Here is a 17,947-nt window from a genome sequence, read left to right on the forward strand (position 1 = left end):
TGTACAAAATCCCCACTCCCACCTCACCTGCGCCTCGGGCAAAGTTGACTTTCAAGTCAATGAAATTCAAGGACAAATTGACTGATATCGCATGAAAGGCGCATCAGTCCTGAGTTGCTGATGACCTCCAATGGTGCACGCAAGACCATCGATCGCTGCGGCAATCGCCGAATCGAGTGGGTGGCACGAAACTGGCTTGCATACAAAAAAACATAACAATGCACACAAGTTCACGGAGGCCCCATGGCGCCCACCCCACTCTCCGGCGTTACCCGACTCGATTCCCCGCCCGCCGAAACGGCCGCCCCCGGCCAGGTAACGCTGAGCCCACGCCTGTACAGCGCCGACCTTGCACCGACCCGTGCGGCGAACCGCAGCTGGGGGCGCTACAGCCTGTTCGCGCTGTGGACCAACGATGTGCACAACATCGCCAACTATTCCTTCGCCATCGGCCTCTTCGCCCTGGGCATGAGTGGCGCGCAGATCCTCGCGGCCTTCGCCCTTGGCGCACTGGTGATCTATGGACTGATGAACCTGTCCGGCTACATGGGCCAGAAGACCGGCCTGCCCTACCCGGTGATGTGCCGGATCAGTTTCGGCATCCACGGCGCGCAGCTGCCGGCGCTGATCCGCGCGGTCATCGCCATCGCCTGGTTCGGCATCCAGACCTACCTCGCCTCGGTCGTCCTGCGCGTGCTGCTCAATGCCCTGGCGCCAGGGCTGCACGAGCTCGACCAGAACTCGATTCTCGGCCTGTCCACGCTCGGCTGGATCACCTTCCTCGGCATCTGGTGCGTGCAGCTGGTGATCTTCGCCTACGGCATGGAGATGGTGCGCCGCTACGAATCCTTCGCCGGTCCGGTGATCCTGGTCACCTTCGCCGCGCTGGCGTTCTGGATGTACCAGCGCAGCGGCTTTTCCATCACCTGGTCCACCGGCGAAGGCTTCAGCGGCTCGACCATGTGGCTGAAGGTACTGGGCGCGGCGGCACTCTGGGTGTCGCTGTACGGCACCATGATCCTCAACTTCTGCGATTTCACGCGGAACTGCCCGGACCGCCGCACCATCAGCGTGGGCAATTTCTGGGGGCTCCCGGTGAACATGCTGGGTTTTGCGCTGATCGCGGTGGTGCTGGCCGGTGCGCAGTTCAGCATCGACGGCAAGCTGGTGCAGAGCCCGACCGAAATCGTCGCCAGCATCCCCGACACCACCGGCCTGGTACTGGCCTGCCTGGCCTTCCTGATCGTCACCGTGGCGGTGAACATCATGGCCAACTTCGTCGCCCCGGCCTACGTGCTCACCAACCTGGCGCCGAACCTGCTGAACTTCCGCCGCGCCGGCCTGCTCAGCGCCACCATCGCGGTGCTGATCCTGCCCTGGCACCTGTACAACAGCCCGGCGGTCATCCTGTATTTCCTCGGCGGCCTCGGCGCCCTGCTCGGCCCGCTGTACGGAATCATCGTCACCGACTACTACCTGGTGCGCCGGAGCCGGGTGAACCTGCCGGAGCTGTACAGCGAAAGCCGCGACGCCGCCTACCACTATCGCCATGGCATCAACCTGCGCGCGATAGCGGCATTCATTCCGTCGGCGCTGATCGCCATCGTGCTGGCGCTGGTGCCTGCGTTCGAGTCGCTGTCGCAGTTCTCCTGGTTCTTCGGCGCCGGCCTCGGCGGGCTGATCCACTACGCCATCGCCGATCGTCGCAGCGAACACCTGGACGTATCCGGCGAAGCGATAGCGGTGGACAGCGCGCACCACTGAGGGCCGGCGGACAGGCATAAAAAAACCGCCTGTCCCTGGCGGTTTTCTATGCGCTCTTCAGCGCGATGACTTTGGCTTTGGCCTTCGTTTTCGCCTGCCTGGGCCGCACCCGGGGAGGCGGGGCCTTGGGTTCGGGCGGGGCGCCCAGCTCGTTGCGCACCAGGTTGGCCAGGCGGCTCATGTCCACCGGCTTGAGGAGGAAGTCCACCACCTTCATGTGCATCGCCTCGATGGCGTCCTGCACGTCGGCATTGCCGGAGACGATGATGACCGGCAGGGTAGCCCGCGCCGACTGGCGCACCTGGCGCACCAGCTCCAGGCCGCTGCCGCATTGCATGTGGAGTTCGGTGATCATCAGGCCAATGGAAGGCCGCGTCACCAGCAGCGCCAGCGCCTGCTCGCCGCTCTCGGCGGTGATGCAGGGAATACCCTGGGCGACCAGCGCATCGGCCAGGAGATCGCGCCCGGCCTCGTCATCATCCACCAGCAGGACGCTGGGCGGCGCGTCGGGTACGCGCATGATCTCATCAAGCGCTTGCAGCTCGGCCTCGCTCAGCAGGTCACCGTAACTCATGGGGTTCGTCCTCGAAGGGGGCCGCCCTGGCGGGCCCAACGCCCCTTGCCAATAAGCTTTAGCACGGGGCACGCAGGTCGGATGCGCAAAATGCATGCAAGTTCCCTTGCAGAACGCACTAGCCGCCGAACGGTAGCCCTGGGCCCCGGCCTGCCGACGACTTGCCAACGCTTAGACTTACGTCCAATTTGTGCCACCGGCCGCCAGGCGCAGCATGATCCGTCCAACAAGAACAGCAGGCAGGTCCATGAACAAGGCAGATGCATTTGCCCAGGCCGGCAAGCAGGCGGTGATGCAGAACATCCACGGCACCATGGAGTTCCTGCAGAAGCATCCGCCCTTCAACCAGATGGAAAGCGCCCACCTCGCCTTTCTCGTCGAGCACTGCCTGCTGCGCTTCTATGCCGCCGGCGAATCCATCATCAAGCCCCAGGACGGGCCGGTGGAGCACTTCTACATCGTCAAGCAGGGCCGGGTCGTGGGCGAGCGCCCGCACTCGGCCCGGCGCGGCACCGAGACCACCTTCGAGATCGCCAGCGGCGAGTGCTTCCCCCTGGCCGCCCTGCTCGGCGAGCGTGCGACCCGCACCGAACACCTGGCCGGCGAAGACACCTTCTGCCTGCTCCTGGGCAAGACCGCCTTCATCAAGCTGTTCGCCCTCTCCAACCCCTTCCGCGACTTCGCCCTGCGCGGGGTCAGCAGCCTGCTCGACCAGGTCAATCAGCAGGTGCAGATGCGCGCGGTGGAAACCCTCGGCGCCCAGTATTCCCTCGACACCCGTCTCGGCGAACTGGCGGTGCGCCAGCCCATCGCCTGCCTGCCGGGACTGCCGCTGCGCGATGCCGTGCGGCTGATGCACGAGCAGCAGGTGGGCAGCATCGTGATAGTCGACGCGCGGGAGCGCCCACTGGGCATCTTCACCCTGCGCGACCTGCGCCGGGTGATCGCCGACGCCAGCGCCGACCTGGCCCAGCCCATAGCCGAGGTCATGACCCAGGCGCCCTTCCACCTGCCGCCCGAGGCCAGCGCCTTCGACGCCGCCCTGGCCATGACCGAGCGGCACATCGCCCACGTTTGCGTGGTGCAGGACGAACGCCTGGTGGGCGTGGTATCGGAGCGCGACCTGTTCTCCCTGCAGCGGGTCGATCTGGTGCACCTGGCGCGCACCATCCGCCACGCCGGGCGGGTCGAAACCCTGGCCGCCCTGCGGGGCGAGATCCAGCGCCTGGTGGACAGCATGCTCGCCCACGGCGCCAGCTCCACCCAGATCACGCGCATCATCACCCTGCTCAACGACCACACCGTCTGCCGGGTGATCGAACTCACCCTCGAGGAAATGGGCGATCCGGGGATTCCCTTCACCTGGCTGTGCTTCGGCAGCGAGGGGCGTTGCGAGCAGACCCTGCACACCGACCAGGACAACGGCATCCTCTTCGAGGCCGCGGATGCCGCCGAAGCCGCCGCCATCCGCGGACGCCTGCTGCCGCTGGCCGAACGCATCAACCAGTCCCTGGCCCGCTGCGGTTTCGAGCTGTGCAAGGGCGGCATCATGGCCGGCAACCCGCAGCTCTGCCTGTCCCGTAGCGAATGGAGCCGACGCTTCGCCGGCTTCGTCCGCGAGGCGACGCCGGAAAACCTGCTGGGCTCCTCCATCTACTTCGACCTGCGCGCCGTCTGGGGGCCCACCGAGGGTTGCGAACAATTGCAGCGCGAATTGCTGGTGCTGGTGGCGGACAACAGCATCTTCCAGCGCATGCTGGCCGACACCGCCCTGCGCCAGCGCCCGCCGGTGGGCCGCTTCCGCGATTTCGTGGTGGCGCGCAAGGGTGCCGAGAAGGACACCCTCGACCTGAAGATCCAGGGCCTCACGCCCTTCGTCGACGGCGCCCGCCTCCTCGCCCTGGCCCACGGCATCAGCGCCTGCAACACCCTGGAACGCCTGCGCCAGCTGGTGGAACGTGACGTGGTGGACGCCCAGGACGGCGCGGCCTTCGAGGAGGCCTACCACTTCATCCAGCTGACCCGCATGCAGCAGCACCAGCACCAGGCACGACAAGGGCTGCCCTACTCCAACCGGCTCGACCCGGACACCCTCAACCACCTGGACCGGCGCATCCTGCGCGAATCCTTCCGCCAGGCCCAGCGCCTGCAATCCAGCCTGGCGCTACGCTACCAGCTATGAACGTATTTCCCTGGTTCACCCGCCGCACGCCCCTGTCCCCGGAGTTCGCCGCCCGTCGCGACCGCCTGCCCGGTCCCCAGCCGCTGGATGACCGCCCCCTGCGGGAACAGCGCTTCGTGGTGCTGGACCTGGAAACCAGTGGCCTGAACATGAGCCGCGACCTGGTGCTGTCCATCGGCGCGGTGAGCATCGAGGACGGCGCCATCGACCTGGGCAGCCAGTTCGAGTGCACCTTGCAGCGCGATACCGGCAAACTCAGCGCCAGCGTGCTGATCCACGGCATCGCCCCGAGCGAGCTGGCCGCCGGCGTCGAACCGGCCGAGGCTATGCTGGGATTCATGGAGTTCCTCGGCGACAGTCCGCTGCTGGCCTTCCACGCCACCTTCGACCAACGCATGCTCGGCCGCGCCCTCAAGCAGGACCTCGACCATCGCCTGCGCCACAGCTTCCTCGACATCGCCGAACTGGCGCCCCTGCTCTGCCCCGAGGCCGGCATCCGCAATGGCGGCCTGGACGAATGGGTGGACTACTTCGGCCTGCAGGTGCAGCAGCGCCACAATGCCAGCGCCGACGCCCTGGTCACCGCCGAGATCGCCCTGATCCTGTTCAGCCGTGCCCGCCGCCAGGGGCTGGAAAGCCCGGCGGCGCTGGTATCCGCCCTGACGAAGTGGCAACGCCGGCAACAGGTCCCTGCCTTCTGAGCCCATCCGACGGCCAGTGATGGCGGCCGCCGGCCCGCCTCGACGAACCGGCCTTGCGCTGCGGCCCCCGAAGGAGCAGTCCTTTCCCCCGCACCATTCGGCGAATCTTCCGAACCCTTGGCGACCTCCGGCGTCGATTGACCTAGGACCCGAGACTCGGAGGTCTCCGCCATGATCCGCAGCATCGCCTTCGCCCTGCTCGCCATCCTGTACTGCGGGACGGTTCCGGCAGCTGATGTCACCTACTACCCGGTCCCGGCGGGCACGGGCCCGCGCGACGTGGCCCCGGCCACCGATGGACGCGTGTGGTTCACGGCCCAGCGCCAGGGCTGCGTCGGGCTGCTCGACCCCATGACCGGCCAGAGCCAGCTCATCCCGCTGGGCGTGGGTTCTTCGCCAAGTGCCCTGGTGGTGGACCAGGACGGTGCGGCCTGGGTCTCCGACCCGGGCCTCGATGCGCTGGTCAGGGTCGACCCGACCGACCTCTCGGTGCACAGCTTCCCCCTCAAGGGCACGGCTGCCGATACCGGCCTCGAAGGCATCGCCCTGGATCGCAATGGCAACCTCTGGTTCACCGGCCAACGCGGATTCATCGGCCGCTTCGAGCCGGCTTCCGAGAACGTGGAAATCTGGCCCGCGCCAGGCGGCGCCGGCCCCGGCGGCATTACCGTGACACCCAATGGCGAGGTCTGGTACGCCAACCAGAATGCCCGCCATATCGCCCGCATCGAGCCCACCACCGGCCGCGCCAAAGTGGTCGAGATACCGGACGCCAGCGCCGGCCCCCGCCTGATCTGGAGCGATTCGCGCGGCACGTTGTGGGTCAGCGAGGCCGACAGCGGTCGCCTCAGTAGGTTCGACCCGCTGGGAGAAACCTGGAGCAGCTGGAGTATCCCCGGCGGCGACGCCGATGCCCATGCCCTCTACGTCGACGAGCAGGAACGGGTCTGGCTGAGCGATTTCCGCGCCAATGCCATCCTGCGTTTCAATCCGTTCAGCCGCCTCTTCGCCAGTTTCCCCAGCGACAGGCCCGGTGCCCGGGTGACGCAGCTGTCCGGCCGTACGGGCGAGGTCTGGGGCGCCGAGTCGGCCCAGGACCGGCTGGTGATGATCCGCTACTGAGTCATCTCCTCGGCCCGCTTTTCCTGTGGGGGCGAATTCATTCGCCAAGGGCAGCGCAGCCGCCCATTGCCCAAGCCTCGCAGGGCAGCCCTTCGGCCTGCTTGGCGAATGAATTCGCCCCTACATGCCCGACGGCGATCCAATGCGGTATAACTGCCCCAATACACCGCTGCAGCCGTCGAGGGACCCCGCATGAGCGCCAGCCAGACCCTGTTCTTCTCGCCCACCTCGCCCTACGTTCGCAAGGTCATGGTGCTGCTCCACGAAACCGGGCAGCTGGGCAGCGTCACCCTGCACGGCGTCACCCTGACCCCGCTGAACCCCAGCGCCGAGGTGAACGAACACAACCCCGCCGGCAAGATTCCCGCCCTGCTGCTGGCCGACGGCAGCGTGCTGCACGACAGCCGGGTGATCCTCGACTACTTCGATCACCAGCACAGCGGCGAGCCGCTGATCCCCCGCGATGGTCCGGCGCGCTGGCGGCGCCTGACCCTGGCCTCCCTGGCGGACGCCGTGCTGGATGCCTCCATCCTGGTGCGCTACGAAACCTTCCTGCGTCCCGAGGACAAGCGCTGGGACGACTGGGTGCTGGGCCAGTGCAACAAGATCGACCGCGCCCTGGAAACCTTCGAGCAGGCCGCTGGCGAACTGGGCGAACGTTTCGACGTGGCCGCCATCAGCGCCGCCTGCGCCCTGGGCTACCTGGACTTCCGCCTGCCCGACCTGAACTGGCGGCGCGATTGCCCGAGACTGGCGGCCTGGTACTCAACCGCCAGCCAGCGGCCGTCGCTGCAGGCCACGGCGCCGACGCACTGATTCCAACTCCTCGTGCAGGCGGGGCAGGCTGGCGCTGAACAGCCGGTCCAGCTCCGCCGCCAGCTTCGCCCCGCGCTCCTGGTCCTCGCGCAATCCCAGCCGCCTCAATTGCCGCTCTCCGGCTGGGTACGGCCGACGCCATACCAGTCCAGCTTGCGGGTGAGCACCATCACACAGGCGAGCACTCCGAACACCAGCAAGGAGCCCATCAGCAGTGCGTAGTCCTCGGCGCTGAGCAGGCCGTAGAGCATCCCGTAGAGCGCTGCCAGGGCCAGGGTGAAGCCACCTCCGCGCAGCCAGCTGTGCAGCACATGGCTGACATAGAAGCCCACCAGGGCCACGCAGGCCGAGGCCGAGATCGCGAACGCCAGGGCGAACTCCAGATGCTCGGAAAGCGACAGCAGCAGCAGGTAGAAGAACGCCAGGGCCAACCCCACCAGACCGTACTGCACGGGATGGACCGCCAGGCGCTTGAGCACCTCCACCAGGAAGAAGCCGGCGAAGGTCAGGGCGACGAACAGCAGGGCGTACTTGATCGCACGGTCGGTCTTCAGGTACTGGTCCACCGGGTCGACGAAGCTCACCCCGAAGTCCCGCGAGTTGAAGGCGTTGCATTGGCCCGCGCCCACGCATTCGGCGAGCGCCTCCTGCAGGTTGGTGGCGAAGAAGCTGGTCTGCCAGACCGCATTGAAACCCTTGGCGCCGATGCTGCGCTCGCTGGGCAGGAATTCGCCGATGAAGCTCGGGTGCGGCCAGGAGGAGCTCAGCTCCACCCGCGAATCGCGGCCTACCGGGGTGATGCTCAGGCTGGAGGTTCCCTGCAGCTTGAGCTCGAAGGCGAAGTCCAGGCTCTGCACCAGGTCAGCCTGCAACGGCGCCAGGAGAACGTGCACGCCGCCATCGAGCAGGCGGTCGCCACTGCCGGGCTGGAAGTCCAGGGTCTGGCCGTTCAGGCGCAGCTTCAGGGCATTGCCGATGCCGCGGATATCGCTGATACCCACCGCCAGGAAGGGTTGCTCGAAGCGGTAGTCGGCCAGGTCCTGGTCGATGCCATAGTTGGCCGGCACCCGGATCTGCCCGCTGACCTGGCTCTCGCTCTTGTACAGCCGCGCCTTGTAGATGCCCCGGGCGCGCAGCTCGGTGTCCACGGTGCCGGTCAGGTTGAACCGCTCCGGCAGGAAGTAGAGCCGCCCCCCGACCTCGCGCTCCTCGAGGCGGCGCTGGCCGGTCTGCTCGTAGGTCTTCCATTCGCGAATCGTGCGTTTGTAGGGCACCACCAGGATGGGCCCGGTGATCCGCTGGCTGTAGCTGGAACTGCGGGCGATATTGGCCAGCACGCCGTCGCGCGCCGCCTGGCGCTCATCGATCAGGCCGTCGATCAGCGTCAGCGGGATGATCAGCAACAGCATCAGCAGGGCGATGATGCCCAGTTTGAAACCCAGGGTACGGGTCATGGCGACTCTCCTTGTGTCGGGATGGGGAGAGTCTGGGGAACGCCCGAGGTGGGCCCATGGGGGAAATGTGGAGATTGTGTGGGGATTGGGTGGCGGAGGGGCCATTCATCACTGTAGGGGCGAATTCATTCGCCAAGGGCAGCGCAGCTGCCCCGATGGAGCCCGATGGGCAGGCCTTCGGCCTGCCTGGCGAATGAATTCGCCCCTACAAGGAGGTCGTCGCCTGCGGGAAGACGCTATGCCCCGCGGATGTACTGCTCCAGATGATGGATCAGGCTTTCCTGCTCGGCGGTGATATCGCGCACCAGGTCGCGGATGGAGAGCAGGCCCACCAGCTTGCCGTTGTCCAGCACCGGCAGGTGGCGCAGGTTCTTCTCGGTCATCAGCTGCATGCAGTACTGGTTGCTGTCCCGCAGGGTCACCACGAAGAGGTTGGAGGTCATCACCTCCTCGATGGTGGTGGCGTAGGCCGAGCGTTCCAGGGCCGCGACGCGGCGCACGAAGTCGCGCTCGGTGACGATGCCCACCAGCTCGCCCCCCTTCAATACCACCAGCGCGCCGATGTCCTTGTCGGCCATCAGCAGGGCGGCTTCCAGTACGGTGGTCGTGGGGTCCACGCTGAAAATCCGGGTATGGGACTTGGCTCTGAGAATCTCGGCGACTGTTTTCATCCGGCAGCTCCTTGAGGGCCTGTGTTTCTTGTGACGAAGCTCGGCGCTGTGCGTCAGTGCCAAATCAAGAATCAAGCCAAAACCTGGTTACAAGGTGGCGACGGCCGCCAAAAATCGGGACGCCGTCCTGGTCAATTTATAGCCGAAGGGTGATGCGGCCGGCGCCGCTGGGCGGCGGTCGCATATCAATCCGCGACAGCTGGAAGTCGCAGACAGGCTTCCACGCCATCGTCGCGATTCGCCACCCTCAGCTCGCCGCCGTGGAGCCCGGCCACTTCCTGCACGAAATTGAGGCCGAGACCCGTGCTCTTGCGCCCTGTTGCGGGGCGCGGCAGGGAATAGAAACGTTCGGTCAGGCGCGGCAGGGCGAATTCAGGGATGGCCTCGCCCTGGTTGTACAGCCGCAGTTCCAGCCAGTCGCCGCGCCGCTCGGCGTCCAGCCGCAGCAGGCCGCCGGCCGGGGTGAAATCCAGGGCGTTTTCCAGCAGGTTGGCCAGGGCCTGGCCCAGCAGGAAGCGCTCGCCCAGCGCGCACAGCCCTGGTGCGATCCGGTTCTCCACCTGGAAGCCGGCGGCCTCGATCCGCGCCGCCTGGGCTCCCAGCAGTTTCTCGGCCAACTCGCGCAGGGGCACCGCCACGCGCTCTTCCAGCCCTTGGCGCTGCTCCACCCGGGCCAGGTTGAGCAGGCGTTCGACCAGTTGCTGCAGGCGCGCACCCTCGTTGCCGATATTGGCCACGAAGCGCTGCCGCTGCTCGGCCGGCATATCCCCTTCCAGCAGCTCGGCGGCACCACGGATGGCCGCCAGCGGGCTTTTCAGCTCGTGGGTCAGGGTATGCACGTAGCGCTCGACGTAAGCCTTGCCTTCCAGCTGGGTGCGCATCCGCTCGACGGCGGCGGCCAGCTGGCGCAGCTCGCCGCCGCTCATGCCCGGCAACTCGGCGCGCCGGCCTTCGCTCACCGCCTGGGCGTAGTCGCGCAGGCGCCGCAGCGAATGGCTCAGCCACCAGGACAGCAGCCCGCCCACCAGCAGGCCGAGGCCGATCAGGCCAGCGCCGAGCCAGGCCAGACGCCCCTGCGAACGCTCGATGTAGGGCTGCAGCGAGGCATTCGGCTTGGCCACCGAGACCACACCGATGATCCGTTCGCCATCGCGGATCGGCGCGGCCACGTACATGACCGAGGAATCCGGGTCGTTCGGGTCCTCGCGGGTGGAGCGGGCGCCGTACTGGCCGCGCAGGGTCAGGTAGACGTCGTTCCAGCGCGAGTAGTCCTGGCCCAGCGCCGCGCCGCTGGAGTCCAGCAGCACCATGCCCTTGTCGTCGGTGACATAGATGCGGTGGTTGACCGCCGTCTTGCGCACGCCCCAGATATCCGCCCCCGGCTGGCGCTGGCCGTAGGCGCGCAGCAGCGCCGGCAGGCGGCCCTGGTCCAGGGTGCCGGCGCGCACTTCGTCGCGAAGTATCTCCGCCAGCAGGTTGGCGGTATCCACCAGGGTCTCCTCGGTGGACTGGCGCACGCCGGGACGGATCTCGTCCATCACCGTGCTGAGCACGAACCAGCCGGCCAGCCCGACGAAGAGGAAGTAGGCCAGGAAGATGCGGACGCCCAGCGGCATCAGGCGCGATCCGGCGCGTAGCTGTAGCCCAGGCCGCGATGGGTCTGGATGGGTTCGGCAGCCGGCGCCACCTCGCGCAGCTTGGCGCGCAGGCCCTTGATGTGGCTGTCTACGTTGCGCTCGTAGCCGGCATCGGCGGCCACTCCCAGGGCGTCCAGCAGCTGCTCGCGGCTGAACACCCGCTCGGGCTGCGCCAGCAACGCCTGGAGCAGGCGGAATTCGTGGCGGGTCAGGCCGAGGAGCCGGCCATGGTAGTGGATGCGCACGCGCTCGGCATCCACCTGGAAGGGCCCGTTGGCAGCGGGCGCGGGGACCGCCTCGCGGGGCGCCGTGCGCTTGAGGATGGCGCGCACCCGCGCGGCCACCTCGCGCGGGCTGAAGGGCTTCACCACATAGTCGTCGGCACCGATTTCCAGGCCCACCACCCGGTCGATCTCGGCATTGCGCGCGGTGAGGAAGAGCACCGGCACCTCGGAGAATCGCCGCAGCGCCTTGCACAGCTCGAAGCCGCTGGTGTCCGGCAGGCCGACATCGAGGATCACCAGGTCCACCGGCTGCTGGCGCAGCAGCTCCAGCGCCGGGCCGCCGAGGCTCAGCCAAGTGGTGGCGTTGCCATCGGCCTCGAGGGCATAGACCAGGGTGTCGGCGATGGCGGCTTCATCTTCGACGATGAGGATATGTGGCATGGGCGTCCCGGCTCATGGAGGTGAAGGGGAAGGTGCCGCACGGCCCCTTCCCCGTCAATCAGCACTGGGGCTTGCCGGCGGTGAACTTCTTGCCGGGGTAGATGGCGGCCTTGAACTCGCGCAGGGCCTTGGCGCCGATCAGCAGCGGGTAGTTGAAGCTGGAGCGGTCGGTGAGGTTGACCTCCACCGTGCGCTTGACCCCGCCCAGGCACATTTCCATGTCCACCACCGGACGCTTGGAAATCTCCGCCGAGGGCGCCTCGTCCTCGTCGCCCAGTTCGTCGGCGCGGTTCTTGATCTTGCTGATGCGCGACAGGCGATGCTCGTAGAGGGTGTCGTCGGCATCCTTGGTGGCCAGGCGGAAGCGCACCCAATCCTCACCGTCGCGCTTGAAGCGCTCGATGTCCTTGGCCGACAGGGACGCGGTGAGGGCGCCGGTATCCATCTTGGCCTTGAGGGTCTGGCCGATCTCCGGCAGGCGCACGTATTCGTAGCGGCCGTAGAGGGTGGGCTCCTCGGCGGCGACGACGGGCAGCGCCACCAGGGCAAGCAGGGCGATCAGGGATTTCAACGCAGTATCTCCTGGTTGAGGGGTACGGTTCTGGGACTGGGCGGATGGGCAATTGGTTCGCCATCGGCGATGGCAGCGGGTGCCCGGAAGCATACCCGCCCCCCGGTAGCGGGCAAGGCCCGACCGCTCGTCGCGTCGAGGACGACTGCGTATCATGGCGCACATCCAAGCGGACGAGGAGCCAAGGAGCCATGCGGGCACTGCTGACCGGAATCGCCACCACGCTGCTGCTCTTGCTGAACACCCTGATCCTGATCGGCCCGATGCTGGCCATCGCCCTGCTCAAGCTCGTCCTGCCGGGCCAGCGCCTGCGCGATACCTGCTCACGGGGTGTGATGTGGATCGCCGAAGCCTGGGCGGAGAACTGCAAGCGCGTCTTCGCCGCCCTAACCCCCACCCACTGGGACATTCGCGGCGGCGACGGGCTGCGCAACGACACCTCCTACCTGGTCATCAGCAACCACCAGTCCTGGGTGGACATTCCGGCGTTGGTCCAGGCCTTCAACCGCAAGGCGCCCTACTTCAAGTTCTTCCTGAAAAAGGAGCTGATCTGGGTGCCTTTCCTCGGCCTGGCCTTCTGGGCCCTCGACTACCCCTTCATGAAGCGCTACAGCAAGGCCTTCCTGGAGAAGCATCCGGACATGAAGGGCAAGGACCTGGAAATCACCCGGGCCGCCTGCGAGAAGTTCAAGCGCATGCCGGTGACCGTGGTGAACTACCTCGAGGGCACCCGCTTCACCCCCGTCAAACATGCCAACCAGGGCTCGCCCTACCGGCACCTGCTGAAACCCAAGGCGGGCGGCGTGGCTTTCGTGCTGGCGGCCATGGGCGAGAAGCTCGATGCCATCCTCGATGTCACCCTGGTCTACCCCGGCAAGGGCGTGCCCGGCTTCTGGGCCCTGCTGTCCGGCCAGGTACCCCGGGTGATCATGGATATCCGTACCCGCGACCTGGACCCGGCCCTGTGGCAGGGCGACTACGAGAACGATGGGGAATTCCGCCAGTACGTGCAGGCCTGGGTCAGCCGGCTCTGGCAGGAGAAGGACGCGCGCATCGAGCAGCTGCGCGCTGAACTGAAGGGGTAGGCGCGAGACCTACCCCAGCGCGGCTCAGGTCGACAGGCCGCTCACCGGCGCCTTTTGCAGCGGAACCTGCTGCACCGGCGACTGCTGTATCGGCGTCTGCTGCAAGCCTGGGGTCACCGGCGGTACCGTCCATTGCCAAAGGTTGCCCAGGCTCTGCAGCAGCGAGTCGGCCAGGCCCTGCTGGCCGAGGAAGGACAGGATCAGCGGGGCGAAGCGGCTGATCAGGCTGTTGTCCATCCCCAGCGCGCCGAAGGCCTGGCTCACGTCCGCCATGCTGTTCATCTGCTGCCCGGCGAGCACCCCGGGCTGGCCGCCCAGGGCATTGCCCGGCTGCTGCCCGAGCAGCCCGCCGATGCTGCTGAGCAGGCCCTGGGTATTGGGGTCGGTGAGTATGCCCACACCCGGCACCGCCTGGTCCAGCTGGGCGAACTGATCGGCCGGCAGGTTGTTGCGCGCCAGGCCGAACAGCGCGGCAGCGCCGCCCAGGGCCTGCTCCGGGGTGATCTGCAGCTGGCCGCCCAGTTGCTCCAGCATGGCCGCCGACTCCGCCGGCTCGATGCCCGGCCCCTGCTCCTGATGGCTATCCGTCCCGCTCGCGGCAGCGGCGGAGACGACATCGCCCAGGGTAACGGCGAACACCGGGCTGGCAGCCAGGCTGAGCAGGACGGCCAGGGTCAGGCTTCGGGGAGTGTGCATAGGTCGACCTCGAGGATGGATCCGCGCCGGAACACTGCGTACCGGCCGGTGAGCGGAGGCTCGGCAATATGACTGCGGAGATGGGGCCGGCGTTCCCGGCATTCCGTCGGTTCTTCACGCCGGCCCCTGTAGGGGCGAATTCATTCGCCGCTTGTCTCCCCTCTCCCAGAGGGAGAGGGGGCTGACCGTGCCAGCCATGGACTAGCCTTCAATGACCACTCTCCACGGCCCTTCGCCATGACCAAGCACAACCTGGCCGAACTCGACGCCGCCCTCCCCGGCCTGGCCCGCAGAATCCGCGTGCTCGACGCCATCGCCTGGCCCGATGGCATCGAGGAACGCTTCCTCGCCGACTGGCGCGCCGGCCGTCCGAAACTACCGGATGTGCCGCTGAAACCCCGTGACCACAGCATGGAGGTAGAAGCGCTGGAAACCCTCGCCAGCCGGTGCGACGCCGGCCACCCGGCCGGGGCCTTCCTCGCCGCCACCGCGCGCAGCTACGCCTGCGCCGGACGCATGCTGGGGGCCATCGGCACGCCGGCCTTCACCGACTACTCCGCGCGTCTCTACCAGCGTCCGGACCACTACTACGAACGGCAAAAGATGACGCCCCTGGATGCCGCGCGCTTCTTCCTCGACACCACCGACGCCCTGCTGGACAGCCGCAGCATCCCCGCCACCGAGGCAACCATCCCGGCCGAAGACTTCGCCGCCTGGATGCGCACCGAAGTGGACGCCTTCTTCGGCCCCGGCCAGGTGAAGGTAGTGCTGGACCCGGACCTGGCCTCCAAGGCCATCGCCGGCGCCACCCGCATCCGCCTGCGCGCTTCGGCGCGCTTTTCCGAGCTGGACAAGGCCCAGCTGTTGCAGCACGAAGCCTTCGTGCATGTCGGCACCGCCCTCAATGGCCGCGCCCAGCCGCGCCTCACCAGCCTGGCCCTGGGCGCGCCGCGCACCACCCTGACCCAGGAAGGCATCGCCATGCTCGCCGAGCTGCTCACCGGCAGCATCGACATCCAGCGCCTGCGGCGCATCGCCCTGCGGGTGGTGGCGGTGCAGCAGGCCCTGGACGGCGCCGACTTCATCGAGGTGTTCAAGGGCTTCCTGGAAGCCGGGCAGACGGAGGAGGAATCCTTCCGCTCCACCCAGCGGGTGTTCCGTGGCGCCGACGTGCGCGGCGGCGGCGCCTTCACCAAGGACGCCTGCTACGTGATCGGCATGCTCGGCGTGCACACCCTGCTGCGGGTGGCGGTGCGCGACAACCGCCCGGAACTGCTGCGCCAGCTGTTCGCCGGACGCATGAGCGCGGGCGACGTGGTGCGCCTGGCGCCGCTGTTCGAGTCCGGCTGGCTGGAACAGCCCCGCTACGTGCCGCCCTGGGCCTCCGACCTGCGGCGCCTGGCGGCGGCCCTGGCGTTCTCCGCCTTCGTCGGGCGGATAAAGCTGGAGGTGGTGGATCTGCAAAGGTTCGTGGAGCTGGAGGAGGAATGACCACCGCGGAGCGAAATCACCTGTAGGGGCGAATTCATTCGCCAAGGGCAGCGCAGCTGTCCTATTGGAGGCCAATGGGCAGACCTTCGGCCTGCTTGGCGAATGAATTCGCCCCTACAAAGGCCTCCACTCCCCAACAGCCCAGACAAAAAAAGGGGCCCGAAGGGCCCCTTGAGGGACAGACGCCGCGGCTGTCACACCCACGGCGTCGGGGGTCGCACTGTGGAGTCAGGCGGCGCTGAAGGTCTTGTGCGGGTCGATGACGAATTTCTTCGGCACGCCGGCATCGAACTCGCCGTAGCCACGGGGAGCGTCGTCCAGGCTGATGACCTGCACGCCCACCACGTCGGCGATATTGATGCGGTCCCACATGATCGCTTGCATCAGCGCGCGGTTGTACTTCATCACCGGGGTCTGGCCGGTGTGGAAGCTGTGGGATTTCGCCCAGCCGAGGCCGAAGCGGATGCTCAGGCTGCCGATCTTGGCGGCGGCATCCACCGCGCCCGGGTCTTCGGTGACGTAGAGACCGGGGATACCGATCTTGCCGGCCACGCGGGTGACCTGCATCAGCGAGTTGAGCACGGTGGCCGGAGCTTCGTGCTTGGCGCCTTCATGGCCATGGCCGCGAGCTTCGAAGCCCACAGCGTCGATGGCGCAGTCCACTTCCGGCTCGCCCAGCAGCGCGGCGATCTGCTCGTGCAGCGGGGTGTCCAGCGACAGGTCGGCGATCTCGAAGCCTTGCGCCTTGGCGTGGGCCAGGCGGGCGGGGTTGAGGTCACCGACGATGACCACGGCGGCGCCCAGCAGGCGGGCGGAAGCGGCAGCGGCGAGGCCGACAGGACCGGCACCGGCGACGTACACGGTGCTGCCCGGGCCGACGCCGGCGGTGACGGCGCCGTGGTAGCCGGTGGGCAGGATGTCGGAGAGACAGGTCAGGTCACGGATCTTCTCCATGGCCTTGTCGCGCTCGGGCAGCTTGAGCAGGTTGAAGTCGGCGTAAGGGACGAGCACGTACTCGGCCTGGCCGCCGGTCCAGTCGCCCATGTCGACGTAGCCGTAGGCGCCGCCGGCGCGGGCCGGGTTGACGGTGAGGCAGACGCCGGTATGCATTTCCTTGCAGGAACGGCAACGGCCGCAGGCCACGTTGAAGGGTACGGAAACCAGGTCGCCGATCTGCAGGTTTTCCACGTCACGGCCTTTCTCGATCACCTCACCGGTGATCTCGTGGCCGAGCACCAGGCCGACCTGTGCGGTGGTACGGCCGCGCACCATGTGCTGGTCCGAGCCGCAGATGTTGGTGGACACCACCTTCAGGATCACCCCGTGTTCGATCTTCTTGCCGCGAGGGTCCTGCATCTTCGGGTAGTCGATCTTCTGGACTTCGACCTTGCCCGCACCGAGATAAACGACACCACGATTACCAGACATGCGTAATTCTCCGTTGTTGTTGTGAACACAAAGGCGCGACCCACGGCCACGCGGCCTTGTACTGGAGCTTGCATCTGTTGCCGGAACCCGCCGGTGAATCCTGGCAGGGCGGTTTCCGTGAAAGTAGGGTGCGCCGTGCGCACCAATGGGTTCCCGAAATGCGCACAGCGCACCCTCTCCCTGAAGGGAGAGGGGGAAAGCCTTATGCGTTGAGCACCACAGTCCGGTTGGCGTTGAGGAACACGCGGCGCTCGATGTGATAGCCGACGGCCTTGGCCAGGGTCAGGCACTCGATGTCGCGGCCCTTGGCGATCAGGTCTTCGGGGTAGTGGGCGTGGTCCACCGACTCCACGCCCTGGGCGATGATCGGACCTTCGTCCAGGTCGTTATTGATGTAATGCGCCGTGGCCCCCACCAGCTTGACCCCCTTCTGGTAGGCCTGGTGGTAAGGCTTGGCGCCCTTGAAGCCGGGCAGCAGCGAGTGGTGGATGTTGATCGCCCAACCGTCGAGCTTCTTGCACAGCTCTGGCGAGAGCACCTGCATGTAGCGGGCGAGCACCACCAGTTCGGCACCGGTTTCCTCGATCACCTTGAGCACCTTGCGCTCCTGCGCCGGCTTGTCGTTGGGGTCGAGGGGGAAATGGTGGTAGGGAATCCCATGCCAACGGGCCAGGGGCTCCAGGTCAGGGTGGTTGGAAACCACCGCCACCACGTCCATTTCCAGCTGGCCGATGCGCTGGCGGTAGAGCAGGTCGTTCAGGCAATGGTCGGCCTTGGAGACCATCAGCACCACCTTGGCGCGGTAGCCCGGCGGAGTCAGCTCGGTCTGCATGTCGAAGGGCGCCAGGCGCTCGGCGAGGCCGGCGCGGAAGGCCTGCTCGTCGAAGTCGTCCGGCTGGCGGAACTCGACACGGATGAAGAAGCGCGAGGACAGCCGGTCATCGAACGAATGGTGCTCGGTGACGTAGCAGCGCTGCTCGAAGAGAAAGCGCGTCACCGCATCCACGGTGCCGAGCACGCTCGGGCATTGGGCGGTGAGAATCCAGGTATCGGGGGTGCGGCTCATATGCGGACTCCGATGTTTAGTTCC

General features: G+C 67.1%; 14 protein-coding genes and 2 pseudogenes. 7 read left to right on the forward strand and 9 right to left on the reverse strand.

Annotated elements, in window-relative coordinates:
- Positions 1–259: 259 nt before the first annotated feature.
- A pseudogene (locus ACFPU0_RS29275) lies at positions 260–1,764 on the forward strand (NCS1 family nucleobase:cation symporter-1); the annotation flags it as partial.
- Positions 1,765–1,906: 142 nt separating this feature from the next.
- Here the strand turns inward: ACFPU0_RS29275 and ACFPU0_RS29280 are convergent.
- Positions 1,907–2,338: pseudogene (locus tag ACFPU0_RS29280) on the reverse strand (response regulator); the annotation flags it as partial.
- A gap of 247 nt (positions 2,339–2,585) precedes the next feature.
- On the opposite strand from ACFPU0_RS29280, the gene ACFPU0_RS29285 reads away from it, so the two are divergent.
- The 4 genes from ACFPU0_RS29285 (at position 2,586) to ACFPU0_RS29300 (ending at position 7,159) form a co-directional block, all read left to right on the forward strand.
- Positions 2,586–4,520, forward strand: coding sequence for a putative nucleotidyltransferase substrate binding domain-containing protein (locus ACFPU0_RS29285; RefSeq protein WP_377696802.1), 1,935 nt, complete (start codon positions 2,586–2,588; stop codon positions 4,518–4,520).
- Positions 4,517–5,221 carry a PolC-type DNA polymerase III gene (locus ACFPU0_RS29290; protein ID WP_377696803.1) on the forward strand — a complete coding sequence of 235 codons (705 nt, stop codon included), beginning with the start codon at positions 4,517–4,519 and terminating at the stop codon, positions 5,219–5,221. Before ACFPU0_RS29285 ends, ACFPU0_RS29290 begins: the two co-directional genes overlap by 4 nt.
- A gap of 171 nt (positions 5,222–5,392) precedes the next feature.
- The gene (locus ACFPU0_RS29295) at positions 5,393–6,343 is read left to right on the forward strand and encodes a lyase (protein WP_377696804.1); all 951 of its coding nucleotides are present in this window, start codon (positions 5,393–5,395) and stop codon (positions 6,341–6,343) included.
- Positions 6,344–6,535: 192 nt separating this feature from the next.
- Positions 6,536–7,159, forward strand: coding sequence for a glutathione S-transferase family protein (locus ACFPU0_RS29300; protein ID WP_377696805.1), 624 nt, complete (start codon positions 6,536–6,538; stop codon positions 7,157–7,159).
- Between the two features lie 104 nt (positions 7,160–7,263).
- Here the strand turns inward: ACFPU0_RS29300 and creD are convergent, their stop codons facing one another.
- The 5 genes from creD to ACFPU0_RS29325 form a co-directional block, all read right to left on the reverse strand.
- A complete protein-coding gene (gene creD, locus ACFPU0_RS29305; RefSeq protein ID WP_377696806.1) occupies positions 7,264–8,613 on the reverse strand; it encodes a cell envelope integrity protein CreD in 1,350 nt (449 codons plus the stop codon).
- Between the two features lie 236 nt (positions 8,614–8,849).
- Positions 8,850–9,284 carry a CBS domain-containing protein gene (locus tag ACFPU0_RS29310; RefSeq protein ID WP_377696807.1) on the reverse strand — a complete coding sequence of 145 codons (435 nt, stop codon included), beginning with the start codon at positions 9,282–9,284 and terminating at the stop codon, positions 8,850–8,852.
- 185 nt (positions 9,285–9,469) lie between these two features.
- Positions 9,470–10,900: a two-component system sensor histidine kinase CreC gene (creC, locus tag ACFPU0_RS29315; protein ID WP_377696808.1), complete on the reverse strand. Its 1,431-nt coding sequence runs from the start codon at positions 10,898–10,900 to the stop codon at positions 9,470–9,472.
- Positions 10,900–11,586: a two-component system response regulator CreB gene (creB, locus tag ACFPU0_RS29320; RefSeq protein ID WP_377696809.1), complete on the reverse strand. Its 687-nt coding sequence runs from the start codon at positions 11,584–11,586 to the stop codon at positions 10,900–10,902. The genes creC and creB overlap by 1 nt, the downstream gene beginning before the upstream one ends.
- A 58-nt stretch (positions 11,587–11,644) precedes the next feature.
- Positions 11,645–12,157, reverse strand: a complete 513-nt coding sequence (locus ACFPU0_RS29325) for an ATP-dependent zinc protease (RefSeq protein ID WP_377696810.1) — start codon at positions 12,155–12,157, stop codon at positions 11,645–11,647.
- A gap of 191 nt (positions 12,158–12,348) precedes the next feature.
- Between ACFPU0_RS29325 and ACFPU0_RS29330 the strand changes: the two genes are divergently transcribed.
- Positions 12,349–13,242: an acyltransferase gene (locus ACFPU0_RS29330; protein WP_377696811.1), complete on the forward strand. Its 894-nt coding sequence runs from the start codon at positions 12,349–12,351 to the stop codon at positions 13,240–13,242.
- Between the two features lie 24 nt (positions 13,243–13,266).
- Here the strand turns inward: ACFPU0_RS29330 and ACFPU0_RS29335 are convergent, their stop codons facing one another.
- On the reverse strand, positions 13,267–13,938 hold the full coding sequence (locus ACFPU0_RS29335) for a DUF2780 domain-containing protein (protein ID WP_377696812.1): 672 nt from the start codon (positions 13,936–13,938) through the stop codon (positions 13,267–13,269).
- Between the two features lie 237 nt (positions 13,939–14,175).
- On the opposite strand from ACFPU0_RS29335, the gene ACFPU0_RS29340 reads away from it, so the two are divergent.
- Positions 14,176–15,429 carry a flavohemoglobin expression-modulating QEGLA motif protein gene (locus ACFPU0_RS29340; protein ID WP_377696813.1) on the forward strand — a complete coding sequence of 418 codons (1,254 nt, stop codon included), beginning with the start codon at positions 14,176–14,178 and terminating at the stop codon, positions 15,427–15,429.
- A gap of 228 nt (positions 15,430–15,657) precedes the next feature.
- On the opposite strand, the gene fdhA is transcribed toward ACFPU0_RS29340, so the two are convergent.
- Together fdhA and purU are read right to left on the reverse strand one after the other, a co-directional pair.
- The gene (gene fdhA, locus ACFPU0_RS29345) at positions 15,658–16,857 is read right to left on the reverse strand and encodes a formaldehyde dehydrogenase, glutathione-independent (protein WP_377696814.1); all 1,200 of its coding nucleotides are present in this window, start codon (positions 16,855–16,857) and stop codon (positions 15,658–15,660) included.
- Between the two features lie 202 nt (positions 16,858–17,059).
- Positions 17,060–17,923 carry a formyltetrahydrofolate deformylase gene (purU, locus tag ACFPU0_RS29350; protein ID WP_377696815.1) on the reverse strand — a complete coding sequence of 288 codons (864 nt, stop codon included), beginning with the start codon at positions 17,921–17,923 and terminating at the stop codon, positions 17,060–17,062.
- Positions 17,924–17,947 lie beyond the last annotated feature (24 nt).

Source organism: Pseudomonas sp. GCM10022186 (genome assembly GCF_042656385.1).
Classification (GTDB): Bacteria; Pseudomonadota; Gammaproteobacteria; order Pseudomonadales; family Pseudomonadaceae; genus Metapseudomonas.